The organism is Streptomyces sp. ISL-96, from assembly GCF_018614035.1.
Taxonomy (GTDB): domain Bacteria; phylum Actinomycetota; class Actinomycetes; order Streptomycetales; family Streptomycetaceae; genus Streptomyces.
Genome location: NZ_JAGGPA010000086.1, coordinates 62,347 through 83,544 on the forward strand (window position 1 = coordinate 62,347; position 21,198 = coordinate 83,544).

At 71.8% G+C, this 21,198-nt stretch carries 21 protein-coding genes; 14 read left to right on the forward strand and 7 right to left on the reverse strand.

The window, feature by feature from the left end; translation table 11 throughout:
• The first annotated feature begins 59 nt into the window (after window positions 1–59).
• Together J7E96_RS35625 and J7E96_RS35630 are read left to right on the forward strand one after the other, a co-directional pair.
• Window positions 60–1,556, forward strand: a complete 1,497-nt coding sequence (locus tag J7E96_RS35625; RefSeq protein ID WP_374196758.1) for an SDR family NAD(P)-dependent oxidoreductase — start codon at window positions 60–62, stop codon at window positions 1,554–1,556.
• 353 nt (window positions 1,557–1,909) lie between these two features.
• Complete coding sequence (locus J7E96_RS35630) at window positions 1,910–2,095, forward strand: hypothetical protein (protein ID WP_215137921.1); 186 nt, start codon at window positions 1,910–1,912, stop codon at window positions 2,093–2,095.
• Between the two features lie 66 nt (window positions 2,096–2,161).
• On the opposite strand, the gene J7E96_RS35635 is transcribed toward J7E96_RS35630, so the two are convergent.
• From J7E96_RS35635 to J7E96_RS35650, 4 genes are all read right to left on the reverse strand, one after another.
• Window positions 2,162–2,632 carry a hypothetical protein gene (locus J7E96_RS35635; RefSeq protein WP_215137862.1) on the reverse strand — a complete coding sequence of 157 codons (471 nt, stop codon included), beginning with the start codon at window positions 2,630–2,632 and terminating at the stop codon, window positions 2,162–2,164.
• 66 nt (window positions 2,633–2,698) lie between these two features.
• Window positions 2,699–4,120 (reverse strand): lipase maturation factor family protein, encoded by a 1,422-nt coding sequence (locus J7E96_RS35640; RefSeq protein WP_215137863.1) that lies wholly within the window; start codon window positions 4,118–4,120, stop codon window positions 2,699–2,701.
• An 8-nt stretch (window positions 4,121–4,128) separates the two neighbouring features.
• Window positions 4,129–4,653, reverse strand: coding sequence for a DUF1990 family protein (locus J7E96_RS35645; protein ID WP_215137866.1), 525 nt, complete (start codon window positions 4,651–4,653; stop codon window positions 4,129–4,131).
• Window positions 4,650–5,474, reverse strand: a complete 825-nt coding sequence (locus tag J7E96_RS35650) for a YndJ family protein (protein ID WP_215137868.1) — start codon at window positions 5,472–5,474, stop codon at window positions 4,650–4,652. Before J7E96_RS35650 ends, J7E96_RS35645 begins: the two co-directional genes overlap by 4 nt.
• Window positions 5,475–5,662: 188 nt before the next feature.
• Between J7E96_RS35650 and J7E96_RS35655 the strand changes: the two genes are divergently transcribed.
• From J7E96_RS35655 to J7E96_RS35675, 5 genes are all read left to right on the forward strand, one after another.
• Window positions 5,663–5,974, forward strand: a complete 312-nt coding sequence (locus J7E96_RS35655) for a DUF1490 family protein (RefSeq protein WP_215137870.1) — start codon at window positions 5,663–5,665, stop codon at window positions 5,972–5,974.
• Between the two features lie 2 nt (window positions 5,975–5,976).
• Window positions 5,977–8,160: a cation-translocating P-type ATPase gene (locus J7E96_RS35660; protein WP_215137872.1), complete on the forward strand. Its 2,184-nt coding sequence runs from the start codon at window positions 5,977–5,979 to the stop codon at window positions 8,158–8,160.
• Window positions 8,161–8,246: 86 nt separating this feature from the next.
• Window positions 8,247–10,340 carry a SpoIIE family protein phosphatase gene (locus J7E96_RS35665; RefSeq protein WP_215137874.1) on the forward strand — a complete coding sequence of 698 codons (2,094 nt, stop codon included), beginning with the start codon at window positions 8,247–8,249 and terminating at the stop codon, window positions 10,338–10,340.
• Between the two features lie 114 nt (window positions 10,341–10,454).
• Window positions 10,455–11,801: a wax ester/triacylglycerol synthase family O-acyltransferase gene (locus J7E96_RS35670; RefSeq protein WP_215137876.1), complete on the forward strand. Its 1,347-nt coding sequence runs from the start codon at window positions 10,455–10,457 to the stop codon at window positions 11,799–11,801.
• Window positions 11,802–11,815: 14 nt separating this feature from the next.
• A complete protein-coding gene (locus J7E96_RS35675) occupies window positions 11,816–12,679 on the forward strand; it encodes an Fpg/Nei family DNA glycosylase (protein WP_215137879.1) in 864 nt (287 codons plus the stop codon).
• Between the two features lie 68 nt (window positions 12,680–12,747).
• On the opposite strand, the gene J7E96_RS35680 is transcribed toward J7E96_RS35675, so the two are convergent.
• On the reverse strand, window positions 12,748–13,449 hold the full coding sequence (locus J7E96_RS35680) for a zf-HC2 domain-containing protein (protein ID WP_215137881.1): 702 nt from the start codon (window positions 13,447–13,449) through the stop codon (window positions 12,748–12,750).
• A gap of 174 nt (window positions 13,450–13,623) precedes the next feature.
• On the opposite strand from J7E96_RS35680, the gene J7E96_RS35685 reads away from it, so the two are divergent.
• The 6 genes from J7E96_RS35685 to J7E96_RS35710 all read left to right on the forward strand — a co-directional run bounded on the left by J7E96_RS35685 (window position 13,624) and on the right by J7E96_RS35710 (window position 18,517).
• Complete coding sequence (locus J7E96_RS35685) at window positions 13,624–13,824, forward strand: zf-HC2 domain-containing protein (protein WP_308296289.1); 201 nt, start codon at window positions 13,624–13,626, stop codon at window positions 13,822–13,824.
• A gap of 61 nt (window positions 13,825–13,885) precedes the next feature.
• Window positions 13,886–14,665, forward strand: a complete 780-nt coding sequence (locus J7E96_RS35690; RefSeq protein WP_215137883.1) for a LytTR family DNA-binding domain-containing protein — start codon at window positions 13,886–13,888, stop codon at window positions 14,663–14,665.
• A 150-nt stretch (window positions 14,666–14,815) separates the two neighbouring features.
• Window positions 14,816–15,094: a hypothetical protein gene (locus tag J7E96_RS35695; RefSeq protein WP_214975742.1), complete on the forward strand. Its 279-nt coding sequence runs from the start codon at window positions 14,816–14,818 to the stop codon at window positions 15,092–15,094.
• 39 nt (window positions 15,095–15,133) lie between these two features.
• The gene (locus J7E96_RS35700; RefSeq protein ID WP_215137885.1) at window positions 15,134–15,550 is read left to right on the forward strand and encodes a hypothetical protein; all 417 of its coding nucleotides are present in this window, start codon (window positions 15,134–15,136) and stop codon (window positions 15,548–15,550) included.
• 7 nt (window positions 15,551–15,557) lie between these two features.
• Window positions 15,558–17,276: a cation acetate symporter gene (locus J7E96_RS35705; RefSeq protein WP_215137887.1), complete on the forward strand. Its 1,719-nt coding sequence runs from the start codon at window positions 15,558–15,560 to the stop codon at window positions 17,274–17,276.
• Window positions 17,273–18,517, forward strand: a complete 1,245-nt coding sequence (locus J7E96_RS35710; RefSeq protein WP_215137889.1) for a sensor histidine kinase — start codon at window positions 17,273–17,275, stop codon at window positions 18,515–18,517. The genes J7E96_RS35705 and J7E96_RS35710 overlap by 4 nt, the downstream gene beginning before the upstream one ends.
• On the opposite strand, the gene J7E96_RS35715 is transcribed toward J7E96_RS35710, so the two are convergent.
• Complete coding sequence (locus tag J7E96_RS35715; RefSeq protein ID WP_215137919.1) at window positions 18,493–18,954, reverse strand: hypothetical protein; 462 nt, start codon at window positions 18,952–18,954, stop codon at window positions 18,493–18,495. The two genes, J7E96_RS35710 and J7E96_RS35715, sit on opposite strands and share 25 nt — an antisense overlap.
• A gap of 236 nt (window positions 18,955–19,190) precedes the next feature.
• Window positions 19,191–19,733 (reverse strand): sigma-70 family RNA polymerase sigma factor, encoded by a 543-nt coding sequence (locus J7E96_RS37995; protein ID WP_308296290.1) that lies wholly within the window; start codon window positions 19,731–19,733, stop codon window positions 19,191–19,193.
• A gap of 284 nt (window positions 19,734–20,017) precedes the next feature.
• Here J7E96_RS37995 and J7E96_RS35725 point away from each other — a divergent pair, with 284 nt between their 5' ends.
• Complete coding sequence (locus tag J7E96_RS35725) at window positions 20,018–21,184, forward strand: CapA family protein (RefSeq protein ID WP_215137893.1); 1,167 nt, start codon at window positions 20,018–20,020, stop codon at window positions 21,182–21,184.
• Window positions 21,185–21,198: the final 14 nt, after the last annotated feature.

The following is a 21,198-nucleotide window of genomic DNA, read 5'->3' on the forward strand; positions in this document are numbered from 1 at the left end:
GGCGGCCGGCACACGGTACGTCGGCCAGCGACACGAGCAACAGAGGATCGGCAGCGGCAGTGACGATGACAGAGGACAGTCCGGCGGCGTACGACAACATCCCGGACGACCAGGACGCCACCCAGACGTTCGGCCCCGGCATCGACCCCGACCGCATGGCCGTCTGCCTGAGCGTGCTCGACGAGCTCGACAAGCTGGATGTCGACCACCCCGACGCCATCGCCGTACGCCGCGCCACCGCCGGGATCTACCGCACCGTGAAGCAGCGCCGCCGCCAGGAGCGCCGTGCCGCGAAGACCGCCCACGACAGGGCTGTCACCCACGCCACCGCCACCGGCTCCGCCGAGCGCATCGACGACGAGACCCAGGGTGTCCTGCCGTCCTCCTCGGCCACCGCCGAGATCGCGGGCATACTCCAGCGCCCGCGCTCCTGCTACATCTGCAAGACCCGTTACGTCGAGGTCGACGCCTTCTACCACCAGCTGTGCCAGCCCTGCGCCGCCGAGAACCGCTCCCGCCGCGACGCCCGCACCGACCTGACCGGCAAGCGCGCCCTCCTCACCGGCGGCCGCGCCAAGATCGGCATGTACATCGCGCTGCGGCTGCTGCGCGACGGCGCGCACACCACCATCACCACGCGCTTCCCGAACGACGCGATCCGCCGCTTCAAAGCGATGCCGGACAGCGACGAGTGGATCAACCGCCTCAAGATCGTCGGCATCGACCTGCGCGATCCGGCCCAGGTCGTCGCGCTCGCCGACTCGGTCGCGGCGGAGGGCCCGCTCGACATCCTGATCAACAACGCCGCCCAGACCGTACGCCGCTCCCCGCGCGCGTACAGCGAGCTGATCGGCGCCGAGTCCGCCCCGCTGCCGGCCGGTGAGCTCCCGGCCGCCGAGGTCATCGGCGCCTTCGGCTCCGGCGCTCAGCTCGCTCTGCCCACGGCCCGCCCCGAGGGCCTCACCGCCCAGCAGGTCACCGACCTGGCGCTGGTCACGGGCTCGACGTCGCTCGCCAGGATCGAGGCGGGCACCGCGATCGACGCGGGCGGGCTCGTACCGGACCTGGACGACACGAACAGCTGGATCCAGACGGTTTCCGAGGTCGACCCGGTCGAGCTGCTCGAAGTACAGCTGTGCAACTCGACGGCGCCATTCATCCTGATCAGCAGGTTGCGCCCGGCGATGGCCGCGGCCGCCGCCAAGCGCAAGTACGTCGTGAACGTCTCCGCGATGGAAGGCGTCTTCAGCCGCGGCTACAAGGGCGCGGGTCACCCGCACACCAACATGGCCAAGGCCGCGCTGAACATGCTCACCCGTACCAGCGCCCAGGAGATGCTGGAGACCGACGGCATCCTGATGACCGCCGTCGACACCGGCTGGATCACCGACGAGCGCCCGCACCCGGACAAGATGCGGCTCGCCGAGGAGGGCTTCCACGCCCCGCTCGACCTGATCGACGGCGCGGCCCGCGTCTACGACCCGATCGTGCGCGGCGAGGACGGCGAAGACCTCTTCGGCGTCTTCCTCAAGGACTACGCACCCGCCAACTGGTAGGAAGCGGACGCTGGTTCACCGGTCCGGTGCGTGACGCCCGAGGAGGCGGCTTACGCACCGGATTTGTGCGTTGTCGCCACGAACGCGAGGGCGCGCGGGCCTGCGGCTGAACGCGGCAAGAACGGCAGTGGGCCGAAAGGTGACGTAGCCCATCGAGAACCATCGAGCGGAACCGCGCTCATATGGGTACTCTGGTGGGCACGGACAGCCTCACCAAGGCCACTCCAATGTGAGTAAAACGGCGCCACCGCGACCGAACAGCCCCAACCTTCCTGACCCGCCGGGCCACCGGTCGCCGCTTGCCAAGGCCGAGGCGACAGTCCGACGGGTTACGCGACACAGAGGAGTGCGCGGTGACGCCAGAGATGACAAAGCAGGACAAGCGGTCCCATGAAAGCGGTGAACGGGCCGGCCAAGCCCGCCGCCGAAGGCCCGACGAGCTGGGCAGCCTCGAAGTGTGGTCCCGTTCCGCCCCCATCAGGCTGGCGGGGTACGAAGACGACTTGGCGGAGCCGCACATCCTGCCAGGAATCGACTGAGCGAACTCTGAATGAGACGGCGTCCCCCTGCCGGACCGACCCGGTCCGGCAGGGGGACGCCGTCTTTCACTTCCCGGTGGTGGCCGGGGGTTCCACCTCCAGGAAGCGGCGTCGGCGCGGCCCGCGGTACAGCAGGGCGGTCCAGCCGAGGCGGCCCAGCTCTGCAGCGCACCCGGTCAGGGCCTCCTGCTCCTCCTGGGCGGCGCCGCTCCCCGGCGGCCCCAGCCACTCCACACGAGCCGTCCCAGGGCGTTCGCCCGCGCTGACGCGGTAGCCGGTCGCGGTGCGCGAGCCGGCCGCGTCGACGGCGGAGGCGGCGATGCCGGCCGCCTCCAGGGCCAGGGCCACGGACCGTACGACCTGATTCACCTCCCAGGTCGCGGGGACGGCCTCCGGGGCGTCGGTGTCGGTGTTCGTCAGGCGCCTGATCTGCATCAGCCCCTCGAACGCCACCCGCACCTCGGCGGCCCGCCGCTCCGCGGGCACGGCGAGCTCAGGCCCGTCACCGGTGGCCGCGCCGAACGCTCCCGCCGTCATGTCCCCGCCCGCCTCCCCGCCTCCCCGCCTCCCGCATTCCGGATTCCGGATGAACGGCCGATTCTGTCAGGGCGACGCTCTGCGGGCGAGAGCCATCGGCGGCCGGAAGTCGCGGACCAGCGTGCGGTGCCACCAGGCGTGGGTGTCCCGCAGTTCGCGCCAGGTGGTGAAGCGATAGCGGTAGACCCGGGCACGGACGTAGGTGGGCGGGGCGTCGGGGAAGGGGTTGACGCGCAGCAGCCGCAGCGTCGCCGGGTCGCCCGTGAGCAGCCGCTCCACGAAGGGGTCGAACCAGGAGTAGGCGTACACGGGGGACAGCGCCGCGAACCACATCAGCCAGTCCAGGCGCAGATGGTACGGCGCGAACTGGCGCGGCAGCCTGCGCGGATCGCCGGGCTTGCCCTTGAACTCGTACGCGCGCCACACCGTGTCCCGGTGCACCACAGGTTCGTCCGTACCTTCGACGACGATCTCCTGGCGGACCCGGCTGATGCTCCCGAAAGCGCCGTACGCGTTGACCAGGTGGAGCGGATCGTACGAACGGTTCATCGCCTGGCGCCGCGAGAACAGATTGCGCGCGGGCCGGTAGCTGAGGGCGAGCAGCAGCGCGGTGACGGCGGTGACCAGCACCTCGTACCAGAGCGGGGAAGCGGGAAGGGCGGGCGCGGTGACCCACGGCGAGAAGTCGATCACGGACGCCGCCAGGACGATGGTCAGCCAGTTCAGCCACGCGAAGTTGCCGGAGAGCACCAGCCACAGCTGTGTCACGATCATCAGGCCGGCCGCCACGCTCGCGACCGGCTGCGGGGTGAAGAGCAGTACCGGGACCAGCAGTTGGGTCACGTGGTTGGCTGCCACCTCGACGCGGTGCAGCGGCTTCGGCAAGTGGTGGAAGAACCAGCTCAGCGGGCCCGGCATCGGCTGCGTCTCGTGGTGGAAGTCCAGGCAGGTCAGCTTCCGCCAGCAGCGGTCGCCGCGGATTTTGATCAGCCCGGCGCCGAACTCCACCCGGAACAGCACCCAGCGCAGCAGCCACAGCACCAGCACGGGCGGCGCGGTGCGTTCATTGCCGAGAAAGATGGCGAGGAAACCGGCCTCCAGGAGCAGGGACTCCCAGCCGAAGCTGTACCAGGTCTGCCCGACATTGACGATCGACAGGTACAGCGCCCACAGGGCCGCCCACATCAGCATGGCCGTCCACAGCGGCAGGTGATCCGCCGCGCCCGCGACCAGCGCCGCCGCGAGCGCTGCCCCCGCCCAGGCGCACGCCGCGAAGAAGCGGTCCGAGTAGTGGAGCCGGAAGAGGGTCGGCGCCTCGCGCCACGGCACCCGCCAGAGGTACTCGGGCACCGGCAGCATGCCGCGGGAGCCGATGAGCGCACGGAACTGGAGCGCCGCCGTGAGGAACGCGACCAAGTACACGGCGGCCAGCCCCCGCTGGAAGACCAGCCGGCTCAGCCAGTAGTCGGGCTCCGTGAACCACTCCATTACGCCCATTATCGGCGCACGGGCGCTCCGGCGGCGATCCGTCGCAGAGTCCTGCCGAGCCGGCGGGCGTACCAGAGCTGGCAGGCGGGCACGACGGGTCCGGCGAGCCGGCTGTACCAGCGGGCCGGGCGGCTGAAGGCGGTGACGGTGAACCACACCGTCCCGTCGTCCGCGAGCTCCACGACGAACGACTCCTCGCCGCGCTCCGGGTGCCGGCCTGTCGTCCCGTACGCGAAGCCGGTCCTGTCGTTCTCGTACGCCGTCCAGACCACCTCGCAGGGCGCGGCCAGCCGCAGTGGCCCGGCGCCGAGCGAGACTTCGACGGCCACGCCGGGCTCGGCCCGCGCCGCGTCCGCCCGCACCCGTACGCCCGACGCCCGGTGCAGCCGCCAGGTGGTCACGGCCGCACCCGCCGCTTCGAAGGCGGCGCGGCCGGCGCCTACGGGCACGCGGTGGCGAAGGTGGTGGTAACCGGCAGGCAGGTGGGTGTCCTGCCGGGTGGCGCCGACCTCGGGGTAGGTGAAGGTGCTCATGCGGTGGTCTCCTTGTCGAGTCGTCGCCAGGCCAGCAGTGCGCAGAGTGCGAAGCCGAGGGCGTTGCCGAGGCCGTGGGTGGCGGCCATCCAGGTCAGGCTGGGGTGCGGAATGCCGGTCGCCTCGCCGAGCGCCCAGCTGAGGGCCAGCAGCATGGTCGCGACCAGGACGGCGGCCGAGACGGCGAGCAGCGTGCGGGTCGTCCGGTCCTGCCGGTCGTCGCGCACGTCCTGCCAGGTGAGCAGCGCCACCGCCCACATGCCGGCGGTCAGTACGAGCGCGCCCGCGAGTTCGGCCCAGTCGTCGATGAAGTACCCGGCGAGAACCAGCAGCGTGCCGAGCGGCACACTCAGCGCCGCGAACCGCCCGGCGGGGCGGTCCGGGGACACCCGGCAGACGAGCCCCGCGACCAGCGCGGCGGCGAAGCCCGCGAAGTGGAAGTGGGGCACGGTGAGCGCCAGGATTTCGAGGTCGAAGCCGAAGAGTTCGTGCCCCGAGCGCTCGGCGACCAGTGCGAGCCCGGCCACCGACGGCGTCGCCAGGGCGGTGAGCACGGCGATCTCGGCCGGGGCGAGGGACCGCGTGCGGGCCAGCCGCGCCGGGGCGTGCAGTGCGAGGGCGAGCGTTCCGGCGGCGTACACCGCTGCCAGCGCGGTCGCCACCCCGCCGCGCGGCAGCCACAGGGCGACCGCCCCGGGCGCCGCGAGCAGCGGCCACAGCCGGCGGACGCGGCTGAGCCCGGGCGAAGGGACGAGCCGCAGTCCCAGGGGAACGACGACGAGCATGCCGAGCATGACGATCAGGTTGACCAGCACGGACACCGCGGGACCCCCAAGAGTTGAACATGTTCAAATCTATCTCGCGATGACCATACGGGGTCTGTTGAACGCGTTCAAGTCTCCGTTCCCGGGAAGCTTCCGTTGGCTCCAGTACGCCGGTCGGGCGCAGACTTGAAGGGAGGTCCGTCGCGCGCCCCCTTCGGGCAAGGCACAGACGGAAGGAGACGTTCATGCACCCTCTGGCTCTCGCCGGTGCCGCAGCCGGCCGGCTCGCGCACTACGCGGTCTCCGGAGTGGTCGGCGGTCTGATCATCCGGGCAGCGTCCAAGCGCCTTCCCGACGCGAAACCGGTCGCACACAAAGCCCTGGTAGGCGGCATCGCGAACAGCATCGTCGCGGGGCGCTGGGTCGCCTCGGCCGCCGAAGAGGCCCGGCTCAAGGCCGGGGACATGCTCGCGGAGGCCCGGACCAGCCTGGGCGAAGAGGTCCCGCCGCCCTCGGCGGTCAAAGCCGGCAACCACGACCACGGACACGAGCACTGACCATGTCCGCCGTGGTGGTGTGCTCCGTGGCCGCCGGCCGGGCGCGGCTGACCGTTCCCTGGGTACGAGCCCGCCCCGGCAGCGCGGGACTCGTCGACGAACGCCTGGCCGGCATCAGCGGCTTCCGCGCGCTGCGGATCTTCCCGCGTACCGGCAGCGTCGTGATCTGGGCCGAGCCGGACAGCCTGGACGTCGGCCGTCTGGTGGCCGCTCTCGAAGAACCCCCACCCGCGTCCGCGCCGGCCACACCCACCCGGTCGGTACCTGATTCCTCCACCGGCGAGGTCGCACGGCTGGTCGTCGGAGGCGCGGTCCTCGCCCTCGTGGCACTGCGCCGCCTGCTGCGCAGACCACGGATCACCTTCGGCTCCTCGGGCTTCCTCGGAGCGGTCACGCTCTTCACCGGCCTGCCCTTCTTCCGGGGCGCCCTGCGCTCGCTGCGCGGCCGGAGCTCTCCCGGGACGGACACCCTCGTCACCGCCGCCACGGTCATCTCGCTGGTGCTGCGCGAGAACGTGGTGGCCCTCACCGTGCTGTGGCTCCTGAACATCGGCGAGTTCCTCCAGACCCTGACCCTTCGCCGCACCCGCCGCGCCATCGAGGAGCTGCTCACCATCGGCGAGGAGCGCGTCTGGCTCGTACGGGAGGGAGTCGAGGTAGAGGTCGCTCTGGAGGACGTCGAGCCGTTCGACGTGGTCTCCGTGTACGAGCACCACCGGATCCCGGTCGACGGACACGTCGTCTCGGGCGATGCCCTGGTGGACCAGGCGGCCGTCACCGGTGAGGCCCTTCCCGTGTACGCCCGTACCGGCTCCCACGTCTACGCCGGCACCATCGTCACCTCGGGTTCCCTCCACGTCCGCGCCACCTACGTCGGGCCGGACACCACAGTCGGCCGGATCATCAGCCGCGTCGAAGAGGCACAGGCCGACCGGGCGCCGATCCACACGGTGGCCACCCGCTTCACCCAGCGCTTCGTTCCCGTGTCCTTCGCGCTGGCCGCTCTCACGTACGTCTTCACCCGCGACGCGAGACGCGCGATGACCATGCTGCTGATCGCCTGCCCGTGTGCGGCCGGTCTGGCCACGCCGACGGCCATCAGCGCCGCGATCGGCAACGGAGCGCGCCGCGGAACGCTCATCAAGGGCGGAACGCACCTGGAGGGCATCGGGCGGGTCACGGCCGTCGTGTTCGACAAGACCGGCACGCTGACCTTCGGACGGCCCCTGGTCACCAGCGTGGTCACCCTCAGCGACAGGTTCAGCGCCGACGAGGTGCTGAGTCTGGCCGCGTCCGGGGAACTGCACGCCCGGCACCCGCTCGCCCAGGCCATCGTCGCCCGTACCGAGGAACAGCACTTGCACGTTCCCATCCACCAGGCCTGCGAGGTCGTTCTCGGGATGGGCATGCGGGCCGAACTGGACGGCACGCGCCTGCTGGTCGGCAGCCCGGCCCTGCTGCGCCGGCACGGTGTCGAGCTGACCGATGAGGCCCAGGGGTGGACGGAACGGCTGCGCGGCGGCGGCGAGACCGTCATCTGTCTGGCCCACGACGAGGACCTGATAGGCATGCTCGGCGTGTCCGACGCCGTACGGGCGGGCGCCGAAACCGTCATCGGGCAGCTGAGGGACCTCGGCGTGTCCCGCCTGGTGCTGCTCACCGGTGACGCGCCGGAGACCGCGCAGGTCGTCGCCGACGCACTCGGCATCACCGAAGTGCACGCGCACGCGCTCCCGGAGGGCAAGCTCCAGCTGATCCGCGACCTCCAGGCCGAGGGCCACACGGTGGCGATGGTCGGCGACGGCACCAACGACGCCCCGGCCCTCGCCCTGGCCGATGTGGGGATCACCATGGGCGAGCACTCCTCGCACGTGGCGCTGGAGACGGCCGACATCGCTCTCGCCGGGAACGACCTGCGGCAGGTGGCCGCCGTCGTCGAACTCAGCCGCCACACGCTGCGTGTCGTACGCCAGAACTACGGCTTGGCCATCGGCGTCAACCTGCTGGGCCTGCTCGCCGGCGCCGGGGGCACCATGAATCCGGTCCTCGCCGCACTGCTGCACAACACCAGCAGCATCGCGGTCGTCGGAAACTCGGCCCGGCTGGTCAACCACACCCCCCACCTGCCGCGGGAGACCGAGGAACGGCTGAGAGCAGCCCCCCTGGAGGCCCGCCGCGTGCGGTGAGGATCGCCTGGTACGCCGTGGGTGCGGGATCCCGCACCCACGGCGTACCGCATGCGCGCGCCGCACGCTGCGCCTAGCGTGGCCCCATGGACGCGGGCGCAGGGGGCGGCGAGGCGGCGGAGTACTGCCGCTGCTGGGAGCGGAAAGGGGGTGTGGCGTGCTGCTTCTTCGAGGTGTACGGGCCCGAGCTCCGCCTGGGCGGATTCGACTGGGACCTCGACAGCGGCCTCATGCGGATGGACGCGTCAGCTCTCGCCGTTTTCGACATGCCCCCTGACGAATACACCGGCCGTCCGGAGGCACTCGGGGCCCGTGTGCCGCCCGCCGAGGGCGCCCGGCTCGACGCCCTGGTCTCCGAGGCACTGAAGAACGGCAGCGTCACGTACGGCGCCTACTTCCGCATCCGCCGCCGTGACGGCACCCTGCGCTGGACCCACACCCAGGGCTGCGTACGCCGCGACGCCACCGGCAGGCCGCGCCGCATCATCGGCGTCGTCCGCGACGCCACCCAGGAGCTCGCCGACTCCACCGACCGGCTCGAACACGACGCGGAGCGGCGCCGCAGGACCAGCGTGGTCCAGGGCACCACGGCCGCCCTCGCCCACGCGCGTACCGTCAAGGACGTCATCGACGTACTCAACGACTCGCAGGGCCTGGAAAACCTCGGCGCCACCAGCCTCGTGATGGGACTGGTCGAGGCCGGCCGCATCCATCTCGTCGCCGACGGCCCCGACGGCTCCTTCGTGCCCGGCACCCGCTACACCCGGATCGACGAGCAGTACCCGATGAGCGAGGTGGTCCGTACCCTCGCGCCCCGCTTCATCGAGTCGCCCGAGGACTTCGCCACCTCCTATCCGGTCCTGTGGCCGCACATCCGGGGGCTCGGCATCACCTCCGCCGCCTATCTGCCGCTCATCGCCCAGGCCCGGCCGGTCGGCGCGCTCGGTCTGCTCTACGGCGACCGGATCGGGTTCACCTCCGACGAACGCAACGTGCTGATCGCGCTCGGCAGCAGCATCGCCCAGTCCCTCCAGCGGGCCATGCTCTTCGAGCAGGACAAGGACCTGGCCGCCGGCCTTCAGCAGGCCATGCTGCCGCGCCGCATCCCCTCCGTCCCCGGCGCGCAGATCGCCGTCCGCTACCGCTCGGCCCGCCTCGGCCGCGACATCGGCGGCGACTGGTACGACGTGATCCCGCTGCCCAACGGACGCGTCGGCGCGGTCATCGGCGACGTACAGGGCCATGACACGCACGCCGCCGCCGTCATGGGGCAGCTGCGCATCGTGCTGCGCGCGTACGCCGCCGAGGGGCACACCCCCGCGACGGTGATGGCCCGCGCCTCCGTCTTCCTGCACGAGCTGGACACCGACCGCTTCGCCACCTGTACGTACGCCGAGACCGACCTGACGACCGGGGTGGTCCAGCTGGTCCGGGCCGGGCACATCGACCCGCTCGTGCGCCACGCCGACGGCAGCTGCCGCAGGCTGCCCGCCGCCGGCGGCATGCCGCTCGGCCTCTCCGCGGAGTTCGGGCAGCTCGAATACCCGGTCACGACCGTCGAACTCGACCCCGGCCAGACGCTGCTGCTGTGCACCGACGGGCTCGTGGAGCTTCCGGGCGCCGACCTCGACGACGGCATGCGGATGCTCTCCACCCTCGTCCGCACCGGGCCGCACGACCTCCAGCAGCTGGCCGACAAACTCTGCGAAGTGGTCGATGAGCGCGGCGGGGAGGACGATGTGGCGCTGCTGCTCCTGCGCCGCAGGGGCGCGGACGTACCGCAGACCGGCGGGCGCCTCCAGCAGCATGTCGCGCAGAACGATCCCGAAGCGCTCAGCTCGGCGCGGCACATGGTCCGTGCGGCGGTACGGGCGTGGGGCGCCCGCGAGCGTGCGGACGAGATCGAACTGGCCGCCGACGAGCTGATGACCAACGCGCTGATGCACACGGACGGCGGAGCCGTCATCACCGCCCGCGTGCTGGCCGGGGTGCAGCGCAGGCTGCGGATCGAGGTCGAGGACCGCTCCAGCGCGCTGCCGCGCCGCCGGGACGCGGGGGAGGCGGGCGTGTCGGGGCGGGGGCTGATGCTGGTGGACCGGCTGGCCGACGTGTGGGGCGTGGAGTCGCGGGGGAGCGGCAAGTGCGTGTGGTGCGAATTCGTCGTTCCCGACCGGCTTTGAGTACTCCTGACCGTACCGTTCGGTAACGGTCCGTGGTTCGAACATACTTGACCGTAACCGACCGTCCGGGATTGACTGCGGCTCTCCACCGGCCTCCGACGACGTGAGGGCTCATTGAGCACCGAGCTTCTGGCACCTCTTGATCTGGCGTTCTGGCACCTCGAATCCACCGAACATCCCATGCATCTCGGCGCGCTCGCCTTCTTCGAGGGCGGGGGAGAGTGTGACGGCGAGTCCGTCGCGAAGCTGCTTGCCGAGCGGGCCGCCGCGATTCCCCGGCTGAGAATGCGCGTACGCGCCGTCCTGCTGCCCATCGGCGGCGCGGCCTGGTCCGCCGCCAAGGACTTCGACGTACGCCGCCACGTCCGGCAGATCAGGCTCCCCGACGGCGACTTCGCGGCCCACGCCACCCACATCGCCGGGGAACTGATGGAACAGCCGCTCGAACGCGGCCTGCCGCCCTGGGAGATGTACGTCCTGACCGCCGCGGAGTCCGGCACGTTCGCCGTACTCGTCAAGCTGCACCACGCCCTGGCCGACGGCATGCGCGCGGTCGCCATCGGCGCCGGCATCTTCGACCAGATCGCGGGCGCCGGAGCGGCCGGCGCCCGGCGCGAGCGCAGCGTGCCGCCCCGGTCCTGGCTGCCGGGACCGCACCAGGTGGTGGGCTTCGCCCGCGACCGCCTTGAGGAGGTGGGCCGGGCGGTCGGCATCGGCGCGTCCTTGATGCGGGCCAGCAGGTTCGATCTGCGGGGCGCGAGTGCCTTCGCGGCGGGATCCAGCGGCACCCGGCGGCTCGGCACCGCGGTGCTCCCCCTCGACGACGTACTCAAGATCCGCAGGGTGGCGGGCGGGACAGCGAACGATGTGCTGCTCGCCGTCGTCGCCGGCGGTCTGCGCCGGTGGATGCAGGAGCGCGGGGAACCGCTGCCCGGCGCCGACCCGCGCGCCCTGGTGCCGGTGTCCCGGCGCCGCCCCGGAAGCGGCGCGGCCTCCGCCTCCGGCAACAGACTCTCGGCGTACCTCGTGGGCCTGCCCGTCTCCGAGTCCGACGCCTGGGCGCGGCTCACCTCGGTGCGCCGGGCCATGGACCGCAACAAGGCCGAGGGGCCGGGGCGCGGCGCCGGAGCGGTCGCCGTACTGGCCGATCACCTCCCGCCACTCGCCCACCGGTTCGGCGCCCCGATCGCGGGCAACGCGGCCCGCATGCTCTTCGACGTACTGGTCACGAGCGTGCCGCTGCCCCGCTCCACGCTCTCGCTGGGCGGCAGCCCGCTGCGCGCGATCTACCCGATGGCGCCGCTGGCCCGCGGCCAGTCCCTGGCCGTCGCCCTGACGACGTACGGCGGCCAGGTGCACGTCGGTCTCGTCGCGGACGCCAAGGCGGTCCCCGACCTGGACCGGCTGGCCGGAGGCATGACCGACGAGCTGGCAGCCCTGCTGCGGGCCGCCACGGGCTGAGGCAGGCTGGGAACATGCCTGAGCTGCCGGAAGTCGAAGCGCTGAGGGAATTCCTCGACGAGCACCTGGTCCGCCGGGAGATCGCGCGGGTCGTCCCGGTCGCGGTGAGTGTCCTCAAGACGTACGACCCGCCGCCCTCGGCGCTGGAGGGCGCCGCGGTCAGCGCCGTCGGCCGGCACGGCAAGTTCCTCGACATCAGTGCGGGCGACGGCCTGCACCTGGTCACCCACCTCGCCCGCGCCGGCTGGCTCCGCTGGAAGGACGACCTGCCGGCCGAACCGCCGCGCCCGGGCAAGGGGCCACTCGCGCTGCGCGTCGCCCTGGCGGACGGCGCGGGCTTCGACCTCACGGAGGCCGGCACGAAGAAGAGCCTCGCCGTGTACGTCGTACGCGACCCGGCAGACGTGCCGGGCATCGCCCGCCTGGGCCCCGACCCGCTGGCCGGCGACTTCGGGCGCGACCGGTTCGCGGAGCTGCTGCACGGGGAACGGCGGCAGCTCAAGGGCGCGTTGCGCGACCAGAGCCTGATCGCCGGGATCGGCAACGCGTACAGCGACGAGATTCTGCACGCGGCGAAGATGTCGCCCTTCAAGCCCGTCGCGAACCTGACCGAGGACGAGATCACCGTCCTGTACGAGGCGCTGCGCGCCACCCTCGCCGAGGCCGTCGAGCGCACGCGTGGGGTCGCGGCGGGCCGGCTGAAGGCGGAGAAGAAGAGCGGGCTACGGGTCCACGGCCGGACGGGGGAGCCCTGCCCGGTCTGCGGCGACACGATCCGCGAAGTGTCGTTCAGCGACTCGTCCTTGCAGTACTGCCCCACCTGCCAGACGGGCGGCAAGCCGCTCGCCGACCGCAGGTTGTCGCGGCTCCTGAAATAGCGTCCGGCACGGCACTGGGGCGCTGCCCCGGACCCGCTCCTCAAAACGCCGGAGGGGCTGGACGGTGCTCACGCCTCGACAGTGACCAGGTGCCTTCCGTCCACCGTGCGGACTTCGAAGCGGTCGATCTCGGTGCCGCGCAGTGCCGCGCCGCCCTCCGTGCGCAGCGGTTCCTCGTGGCCCTCGACGCCCGGCATGCCGTAACCGCCCTCCGGCACCGCCCAGGTCGTCACCGTCTGCTCCTCACCGTCCTTGCCGACGGCGATCAGTTCGCAGGTCAGCGGACCTTTGACCCGCGCGAGTTCGAGCCCCACCCCCGACCCCCAGCCGCGGTCCCTCAGCGCGACCGACGCCGAGACCCCGGAGGCCGGGTCGGTGGCGGCGTACCGCTGCACCCTGCCGCCGTCGTCGTCGCCGTCGGCGGCCCCCGGCTGAAGGGCCAGCGTCGCCACCGGCCCGGCGATGATCAGCGCGGCCGCCGCGGCGACCAGCCGCATCCGGCGCCTGCCGCGCTGCCGGCGCCCGGCCTCCACCCTGTCGAGCAGCCGGTCCAGCAGCCCGGGCGTGGGCCGCTCGGGCTGCACAAAGCCGGCGCCCGCGCCGGGATGGGCGTACGCGGCCAGCGTCGACTCAAGCGCGGCGAACTCGCTGAGCCGCACGGCGCACGTCGCGCAGTCGGCCAGATGTTCCTCGAAACGGAACGAATCCGCTGGATCGAGGACACCGAGCGCGTACGCTCCGACGTCCCGATGCCGCTGGTTCGTACTCATGGGGCAATTCCTAGGGGTCTCGCGTGGTTCGTGGGGTAACCGACCGGTCATCCTCAGGTACGCAATCCATGGGGTTTCTGCTCACGCGAACAGCGGATCCTGCCGGATTCCACCGGATCCCGCGCCGCCCAGCGCTTCTTGTGGGGCGCGGGGCGGTCCGCGCAGAATGTGCGGGTGACAGGTGGGCATGTGGAGCTGCTGCTGGGCGCGTACGTCCTCGACGCCCTGCCGGCCGGCGAGGACGCCGAGGTCGCCTCCCACCTCGGGCGGTGCGACCCGTGCCGCACCGCCTACCTCGAAGTGGCCGACGCCGTCACGCTCCTCGCGCTCCTCTCGGCGGACGACCTGGCGGCGGGTCCCGACGACGACGTCTGAATGCAGTCGCGGACGGGACCCGTATGTCCAGGTCACCGCACCTGCTCCTACACTCCGGACCATGTTGCGTGCACTGGCTGTCGACGACGAACGACCGGCGCTGGAGGAACTCCTCTACCTGCTGCGCGCCGACCCCCGCGTCAGCAGCGCCGAAGGGGCCACCGACGCCACCGAAACCCTCCGCCGGATCAACCGCGCACTCGACGCGGGACCGGACGGCGACGACGCCATCGACGTCGTCTTCCTCGACATCCACATGGCCGGACTCACCGGCCTCGACGTCGCCAGGCTCCTCGCCGGTTTCGCCCGCCCGCCGCTCATCGTCTTCGTCACCGCCCACGAGGGCTTCGCCGTCCAGGCCTTCGACCTGAAGGCCGTCGACTACGTCCTGAAGCCGGTACGCCGGGAACGCCTCGCCGAAGCCGTACGCCGCGTCTGCGACCAGGTCGACGCGAGCCCGGCACCCGCGGCTGCGGCCCCGCCCGCCGTCCCGCCGCAGACCGGCGCCGCCGACCAGATCCCGGTCGAACTGGGCGGCGTCACCCGCTTCATCCCGATCGACGACATCGCGTACGTCGAGGCGCAGGGCGACTACGCCCGCCTCCACACCCCCGCCGGCAGCCACCTCGTACGCATCCCGCTCTCCACCCTGGAAGAGCGCTGGGCGGCCCGCGGCTTCGTCCGCATCCACCGGCGCCACCTCGTCGCCCTCGGCCGCATCGACGAACTGCGGCTGGACGCGGGGGCGACGACCGTACGCGTCGGCAACGCCGAACTCGCGGTGAGCCGCCGCCACGCGCGCGAGCTCCGCGACCTGCTGATGCGCCGGGCACGCGGCTGACACCCGGCGACCGACGGCTGACCGCTGACCCACCCCCGGCCGCCGTTCAGCGCCGTACAGCCGCCGCTTGCCGCACCTGATCCGCCGACGGCCGTACGGCCCCCGCGCACCGCCTACGCTCGGTCGGGCCACCCGTCACGAGGAGCCCGGATGTCCGAACTCGACGCGCTGCTGGAGGAACTCCGCGGCCTGCCGCCGACCCGGCCGTCCGACGCGCGCGACCTCGAAGCGCTGCTGACCAGGGTCAAGAGCGCGGCGGGCCGCTGGGCCGATGTGCTGGACGAGGTGCGGGAGTCCGCACAGAGCATCGCGGGCCCGCGCACCGCCGCCGCCCTGGAGATCGCCTTCCGCAGGGCCGAGGAATCGTACGTCGAGCTGGAATTCGCGCTGAACGACTGCGGCCGAAGCGGCCAAAAGCCCTCCCGCTGACCCTACCGACCGTAATCACCGCTGCGTAGACTCGCGCCGATGTCCGCAGATCAGCCGCTCCCGGATCAGCCGTCGCCCGCTCAGCCGCCGCCCCGCCGCGAAACCGTCACCGGCGTGCCCCGCAGCGCCCGGCGTCCCCCCGGACATGCCCCGGCGCGCTCCGAGATCACCGAGCAGACCACCCTGGGTGCGACGTACGTACGCTCCCTGATGCGCAGCCAGCTGCGAACGGCGCTGATCTCGCTGGGCGCGCTCGTGCTGCTCGTCGGCTCCCTGCCGCTGCTGTTCTCGCTTCCGAAGGTCTTCTCCGCCTCCGACCTGCCGTCGCCCGCGCCCTATGTCTGGGTCGTGCTCGGCGTGGCGGTCTACCCGGTCATGTGGCTGATCGCCCGCTGGTACGTCCGGCGCGCGGAGCGCAACGAGCGCGCGTTCAGCAAGCTCGTCGAAGGGCGCTGACCGCACTGTGAACCAGGCGTACGCCGTGGCCGCCGTCACCGTCGTCGTGCTCGCCACCGTGCTCATCGGCGGACTCGGCCTGCGCATATCCCGGACCACCTCCGACTTCTACGTCGCCTCCCGCAGCGTCAAGCCGGGCCTCAACGCCGCCGCCATCAGCGGCGAATACCTCTCCGCAGCTTCCTTTCTCGGCGTCGCCGGTCTTGTCCTCCTCCAGGGCCCCGAAATGCTCTGGTACCCGGTCGGCTACACCGCCGGGTACCTCGTCCTCCTGGTCCTCGTCGCCGCTCCGCTGCGCCGCTCGGGGGCGTACACCCTCTCCGACTTCGCCGAGGCCCGGCTCGAATCGCCGCAGGTCCGCAGGCTCGCCAGCCTCTTCGTCGTCGGCATCGGGTGGCTCTACCTGCTGCCCCAGCTCCAGGGCGCGGGCCTGACCCTGGAGATACTCACCGGCGCTCCCGACTGGGTCGGCGGCCTCGTCGTGGCGCTCGTCGTGACCGGGGCGGTGGCGGCGGGCGGGATGCGCAGCATCACCTTCGTGCAGGCGTTCCAGTACTGGCTCAAGCTCACCGCACTGCTCGTTCCCGCCCTCTTCCTGCTCGTCGCGTGGCTGGGGGACGACGCGCCGCGCGCCCGGTTCGCCGAGCCGGCGACCTTCCGCGAGCACACGGTCGTACGGATCGACGACACCGTACGCATCGACCTGGCCCGGCCGCTGCGCGTCACCGTGACCGGGACCGTCGACGACCGCCGCCACGACCGCGAGCCGGTCGCCCTCGACGCGGGCGTCCACGGCATCGGCGCCGGTACGGAGCTGGGCTTTCCCGCGCACGCCCAGGTCCCGGAGAAGGCGGGCGCCGAGCGGACGGGCGCGTCCAGCTGGTCCCAGCCGCTGGCCAGCAGCCGTGAGGAGCATCCCCTGTACGCGACGTACGGACTGATCCTCGCCACCTTCCTCGGCACCATGGGGCTGCCGCACGTCGCCGTGCGCTTCTACACCAGCCCCAACGGCACCGCCGCCCGCCGCACCACCCTCGTCGTCCTCGGACTGGTCGGCGCCTTCTACCTGCTGCCCCCGGTGTACGGCGCCCTCGGCCGGATCTACGCACCCGAGCTGTCCCTCACCGGGGAGGCGGACGCCGCCGTTCTCGTTCTCCCCGACCGGATGATCGGCGGCGTCGGCGGAGACCTGCTGGGGGCGCTGCTCGCGGGCGGGGCGTTCGCGGCGTTCCTGTCCACCGCGTCGGGGCTGACCATGTCGGTCGCGGGCGTCCTCACCCAGGACGTCCTGCCGTCCCGGGGCGTACGGCACTTCAGGCTCGCCACCGTCCTCGCGATGGCCGTGCCGCTCGGCCTGAGCATCGTGACGGTCAATGTGCCGGTCGCCGACGCGGTGGGCCTCGCGTTCGCCGTGTCCGCCTCCTCCTTCTGCCCGCTGCTCGTGCTCGGCATCTGGTGGCGGGGGCTCACGCCGCCGGGCGCGGTGGCCGGGCTCGTCGTCGGTGGCGGGGCGGCGCTGACCGCCGTCATGGCGACCAGGGCGGGACTGCCGGCGGACGGCTGGGCGCACTCGCTGCTGGCCTGGCCCGCGGTCTGGTCGGTGCCGCTCGGTTTTCTGACGATGGTGCTGGTGTCGCTGGCGACGCGTGAGCGCATACCTGCCGGGACCGCGGCCACCCTGGCCCGGCTGCACCTGCCGGAGGACCTCATGGGAGTGGAACGATGACCGGGATGGAAATCGCGTCGCTGGCCGCCGCGGGCGCCGTACTCCTCGCCGCCGGCATCGTCCTCGGCCGCGTCACCGCCCGCCACGGCCGCGGCGAGGACCTGGACCTCGGTACGCCCGTCGAGCGCGCCACCTTCCACACCCTGCACACCGCCTCGCTCGCCGCGCCCCCACTGCGCGCGGGCCTCACCGAGGACACCGCCCGCAAGGCCGCCCGCCGACTGCGCTCCCTGCTCGGCACGGAGGCGCTGTGCCTGACCGACCGCGAGAGCGTGCTCGCGTGGGACGGGCCCGGCGGCGATCACCACAGGGAGCTGGTGATGCGCCGCGTACGCGAAATGCTCGACTCCGGGCGCAGCCAGAGCGTACGCAGCGACTGCGACGACCTTCAGTGCCCGCTGCGGTGGGTCGTGATCGCGCCGCTGACCGGCGAGGAGGGCCTGCTGGGCGCGCTCGTCGCGTACGGGTCACGGGAGTCGGCGGTGCTGGTCAGGGCGGCCACCGAGGTGGCCCGCTGGGTGTCCGTGCAACTGGAACTGGCCGAGCTCGACCGCTCACGCACCCGGATCGTGGAGGCGGAGATCCGCGCCCTGCGCGCCCAGATATCGCCGCACTTCATCTTCAACTCGCTCGCCGCGATCGCCTCGTTCGTCCGCACCGACCCCGAGCGTGCCCGCGAACTGCTTCTGGAATTCGCCGACTTCACCCGCTACTCCTTCCGCCGGCACGGCGACTTCACCAACCTCGCCGACGAGCTGCGCTCCATCGAGCAGTACCTGGCGCTGGCAGGGGCCCGCTTCGGCGACCGCCTCAAGGTGACCCTCCAGGTCGCCCCCGAGGTGCTGCCCGTCGCGCTGCCGTTCCTCTGTCTCCAGCCGCTCGTGGAGAACGCCGTCAAGCACGGTCTTGAGGACTCCAGAGACGAGTTCAAGGTGACCATCGCCGCCCAGGACGCCGGCGCGGAGGCCGTGGTCGTCATCGAGGACAACGGTGTCGGCATGGATCCCGGACGGCTGCGGCAGATCCTCGCGGGTGAGCACACTTCGTCGTCCGGCATCGGCCTGTCGAACGTCGACGACCGGCTGCGCCAGGTGTACGGGGACGACTACGGCCTCGTGATCGAGACGGGCGTGGGCGCGGGCATGAAGATCACGCTGCGGTTTCCCAAGTACCGCGCGGGAGTGCACTCGTCGGCGCCCGCCACACGCGACCGTGATCAGAAGAGGTGGATGGCGAGATGACCGAGCGGCAGGCCCAGCTGCCAGGCCGGGGTCCACACCCGTTCGCTCTCGTCCACGCCGAGATCCGCCGCCTGGTGCGAGGGGATCGCGCCGCCGAGGTCGGTGGCGAGGAGTTCCGTCCCGCTGAGCCATCGCCATGAGGCCAGGGCCAGTTCGAGATCCGGGCTGGCTTCTTCCCGGCGGCGGTCGGTGGCGGTGCGGTCGGCGAGCCTTTCCCGTACCCACGTCTCCCAGGGATGATCGTACGTAGTGAGCGAGAGCCACTCGTCGAGGCTGGAGACGACGCGGATGCCGGACAGCTCGTCCGAGCTGTCGGACAGGTAGATGGTGAGCGCCAGGGTCTCCCGGCCCGCCCGGAACTCGATCGTGCCGGGCGGAATCAGATTGCCCGTGCGGAGCAGCTCGTCGGCGATGTACTCGGCGTACAGCCAAGCCATCGGTACCGCGAGCCTGTCTCCGCTGGTGCCATTCGTACTCTCGGGCAGCACAGCACTCCACCTTCTCCCGGACGGATCTCTTCTGTTTCTTCGGGGCACCGCCGAGCCTTCACTCTCAGAGACGCACAGCGTGCCGTCTTTACTCAACTTGACGCTGAGGTTTCGAAATCGGCCTGCTCTGCACGGGTACGGAGGGTGAAGATTTTGACCTGCGGGGCGGGTGGGACGAGGGTGCCTCAGGCGGCGTCGCATCCGTACCCGGGAAGCACCTTTCGCAGGGCGCGCAGAGCATAGTACGTACGGGACTTGACCGTTCCCGCGGGTATGCCCAGCACTTCGGACGCCTCCGCCACGGACCGGCCGCGGAAGTAGACCTGCGTCAGCACTTCGCGGTGCTCCCCGCGCAGCGCCCTGACGGCCTCACGGACGTCGAGCGCGGTCACTGAGCGTTCCACGTGGTCGTCGGGGAGCGCGGACTGTTCCAGTACGTCGTCGCCGACTTCGTGCGGCCGGGCGCGGCGGGCACGCCTGGCGTCGATCGCGAGCCTGCGGCCCACAGTGAAGAGCCAGGGGCGCATCGAGTCGTGGTCGCTCGCCAGTGCCTCCGGGTGCTGCCACGCCCGTACCAAGGTCTCCTGGAGGAGATCCTCCGCGCGCTGGCTGTCCCCGTACGTGAGGCCCAGGAGGAAGCCGAACAGCGCTCTGCCGTGCTCGCGCTGGAGGTCGGCGATGGCTCGTTCGTCGGTGTGCTGCTTGAGCGGGGAAGCGGAGGAAGTCACCGTTGACGCCCCTTCGGGAGACCGGGTGGCCGATGGCCGGACGGCGGCGAAGATATCCGCCGCCCGCCCGATGCGCGGCGGTGCGGGAGGCGGCGGCCGAACGGGCGGCAGGGGCCGTGCGGTGAGCGGTCGAACGGTGCGACGAATGGCGCGACGAACGGTCGCGACGACGGTCGCGACCGCGCGTCCGTTCCGGTGACGGGAACGGCCGTGTCCCTTGACTTCCCGAAGCCCCCCGTATGGATTCATTTCAGCAAAAGTCATACAAGCTGAAAGTCGGTCTGATGGTGAAACGAAAGCTGCAAGGGGTGTCGGCCATGGCCGCGCTGCTGATCGGGAGCGTCACCGCGTGCGCCGGCCTGCCGACGGCGACGCACGTGCCGGACCCGGCGGCCGCGGGCGGCTCGGACGGCGAGCAGCGGGGCTTCACCCTGGTCGCATCGGGCGACGTACTGCCGCACGCGTCGATCATCCGGCAGGCCCAGGCGGACGCCGGCGGCAACGGTTACGACCTCGCGCCGATGCTCGTCGGCGTCAAGTCGGTCGTCTCCGAGGCGGACATCGCGATCTGTCACATGGAGACGGTGTACGGCGCGGACGGCGGCCCGTACACCGGCTACCCCAACTTCAAGTCCCCTCCCGAGGTCGCCAAGGGGCTGAGCAGCACGGGCTACGACTCCTGCTCCACCGCCTCCAACCACAGTCTGGACGCGGGAGCCGACGGGATCGACAGGACGCTCGGCGCGCTCGACAAGGCGGGCATCAAGCACGTGGGCTCGGCCCGGACGGAGGCCGAGGCGCGGGAACCGGCCTGGCTGACGGGTGGGACCGCGAAGGTCGCGCAGCTCGCGTACACGTACGGCACGAACGGCTACCCGCTGCCGGAGGGGCGGCCGTGGGCGGTGAACCTCATCGACCAGGAGAAGATCGTCGCCGACGCGCGGGCGGCGCGGAAGGCGGGCGCCGACGTGGTCCTCGTCTCCCTGCACTGGGGCACGGAGTGGCAGGACGCGCCGGACGACCAGCAGTTGCGGCTCGGCAAGGCGCTGACCGCGTCGAAGACGGACGAGCGCCCCGACATCGACCTGATCCTCGGTACGCACGCGCATGTCCCGCAGGCGTACGAGAAGGTCAACGGCACCTGGATCATCTACGGCATGGGCGACCAGATCGCCGGGCCCATGGTCAACCACTCGGGCGCGTACGACCCACGCGGCAACCAGGGCACGATCGGCCGCTTCACCTTCGCTCCGCCGGAGCGGGCGGGGGAGCGGTGGGTGGTGCGCAAGGCGGAGTTCATTCCGCAGTGGTTCGACACGGAGGCGGGGCGGGTGGTGAACCTGAACGCGGCGATCGCGGGGGGCGCCGACCATGTGGCTGTACGGGACCGGATCCGGCGGGTCGTGCTGAGCCGGGGCGCGGGGAAGGCGGGCCTGGCCATGGGGAAGTAGCGCCCGGGGCCGGC

Bases quoted from the DNA above. Each gene is read 5' to 3' on its own strand.
- J7E96_RS35635 (WP_215137862.1), bottom strand. From the start codon at position 2,632: ATGACGGCGGGAGCGTTCGGCGCGGCCACCGGTGACGGGCCTGAGCTC.
- J7E96_RS35640 (WP_215137863.1), bottom strand. From the start codon at position 4,120: ATGGAGTGGTTCACGGAGCCCGACTACTGGCTGAGCCGGCTGGTCTTC.
- J7E96_RS35645 (WP_215137866.1), bottom strand. From the start codon at position 4,653: ATGAGCACCTTCACCTACCCCGAGGTCGGCGCCACCCGGCAGGACACC.
- J7E96_RS35655 (WP_215137870.1), top strand. From the start codon at position 5,663: ATGCACCCTCTGGCTCTCGCCGGTGCCGCAGCCGGCCGGCTCGCGCAC.
- J7E96_RS35660 (WP_215137872.1), top strand. From the start codon at position 5,977: ATGTCCGCCGTGGTGGTGTGCTCCGTGGCCGCCGGCCGGGCGCGGCTG.
- J7E96_RS35665 (WP_215137874.1), top strand. From the start codon at position 8,247: ATGGACGCGGGCGCAGGGGGCGGCGAGGCGGCGGAGTACTGCCGCTGC.
- J7E96_RS35675 (WP_215137879.1), top strand. From the start codon at position 11,816: ATGCCTGAGCTGCCGGAAGTCGAAGCGCTGAGGGAATTCCTCGACGAG.
- J7E96_RS35680 (WP_215137881.1), bottom strand. From the start codon at position 13,449: ATGAGTACGAACCAGCGGCATCGGGACGTCGGAGCGTACGCGCTCGGT.
- J7E96_RS35690 (WP_215137883.1), top strand. From the start codon at position 13,886: ATGTTGCGTGCACTGGCTGTCGACGACGAACGACCGGCGCTGGAGGAA.
- J7E96_RS35695 (WP_214975742.1), top strand. From the start codon at position 14,816: ATGTCCGAACTCGACGCGCTGCTGGAGGAACTCCGCGGCCTGCCGCCG.
- J7E96_RS35700 (WP_215137885.1), top strand. From the start codon at position 15,134: ATGTCCGCAGATCAGCCGCTCCCGGATCAGCCGTCGCCCGCTCAGCCG.
- J7E96_RS35710 (WP_215137889.1), top strand. From the start codon at position 17,273: ATGACCGGGATGGAAATCGCGTCGCTGGCCGCCGCGGGCGCCGTACTC.
- J7E96_RS35715 (WP_215137919.1), bottom strand. From the start codon at position 18,954: ATGGCTTGGCTGTACGCCGAGTACATCGCCGACGAGCTGCTCCGCACG.
- J7E96_RS35725 (WP_215137893.1), top strand. From the start codon at position 20,018: ATGGTGAAACGAAAGCTGCAAGGGGTGTCGGCCATGGCCGCGCTGCTG.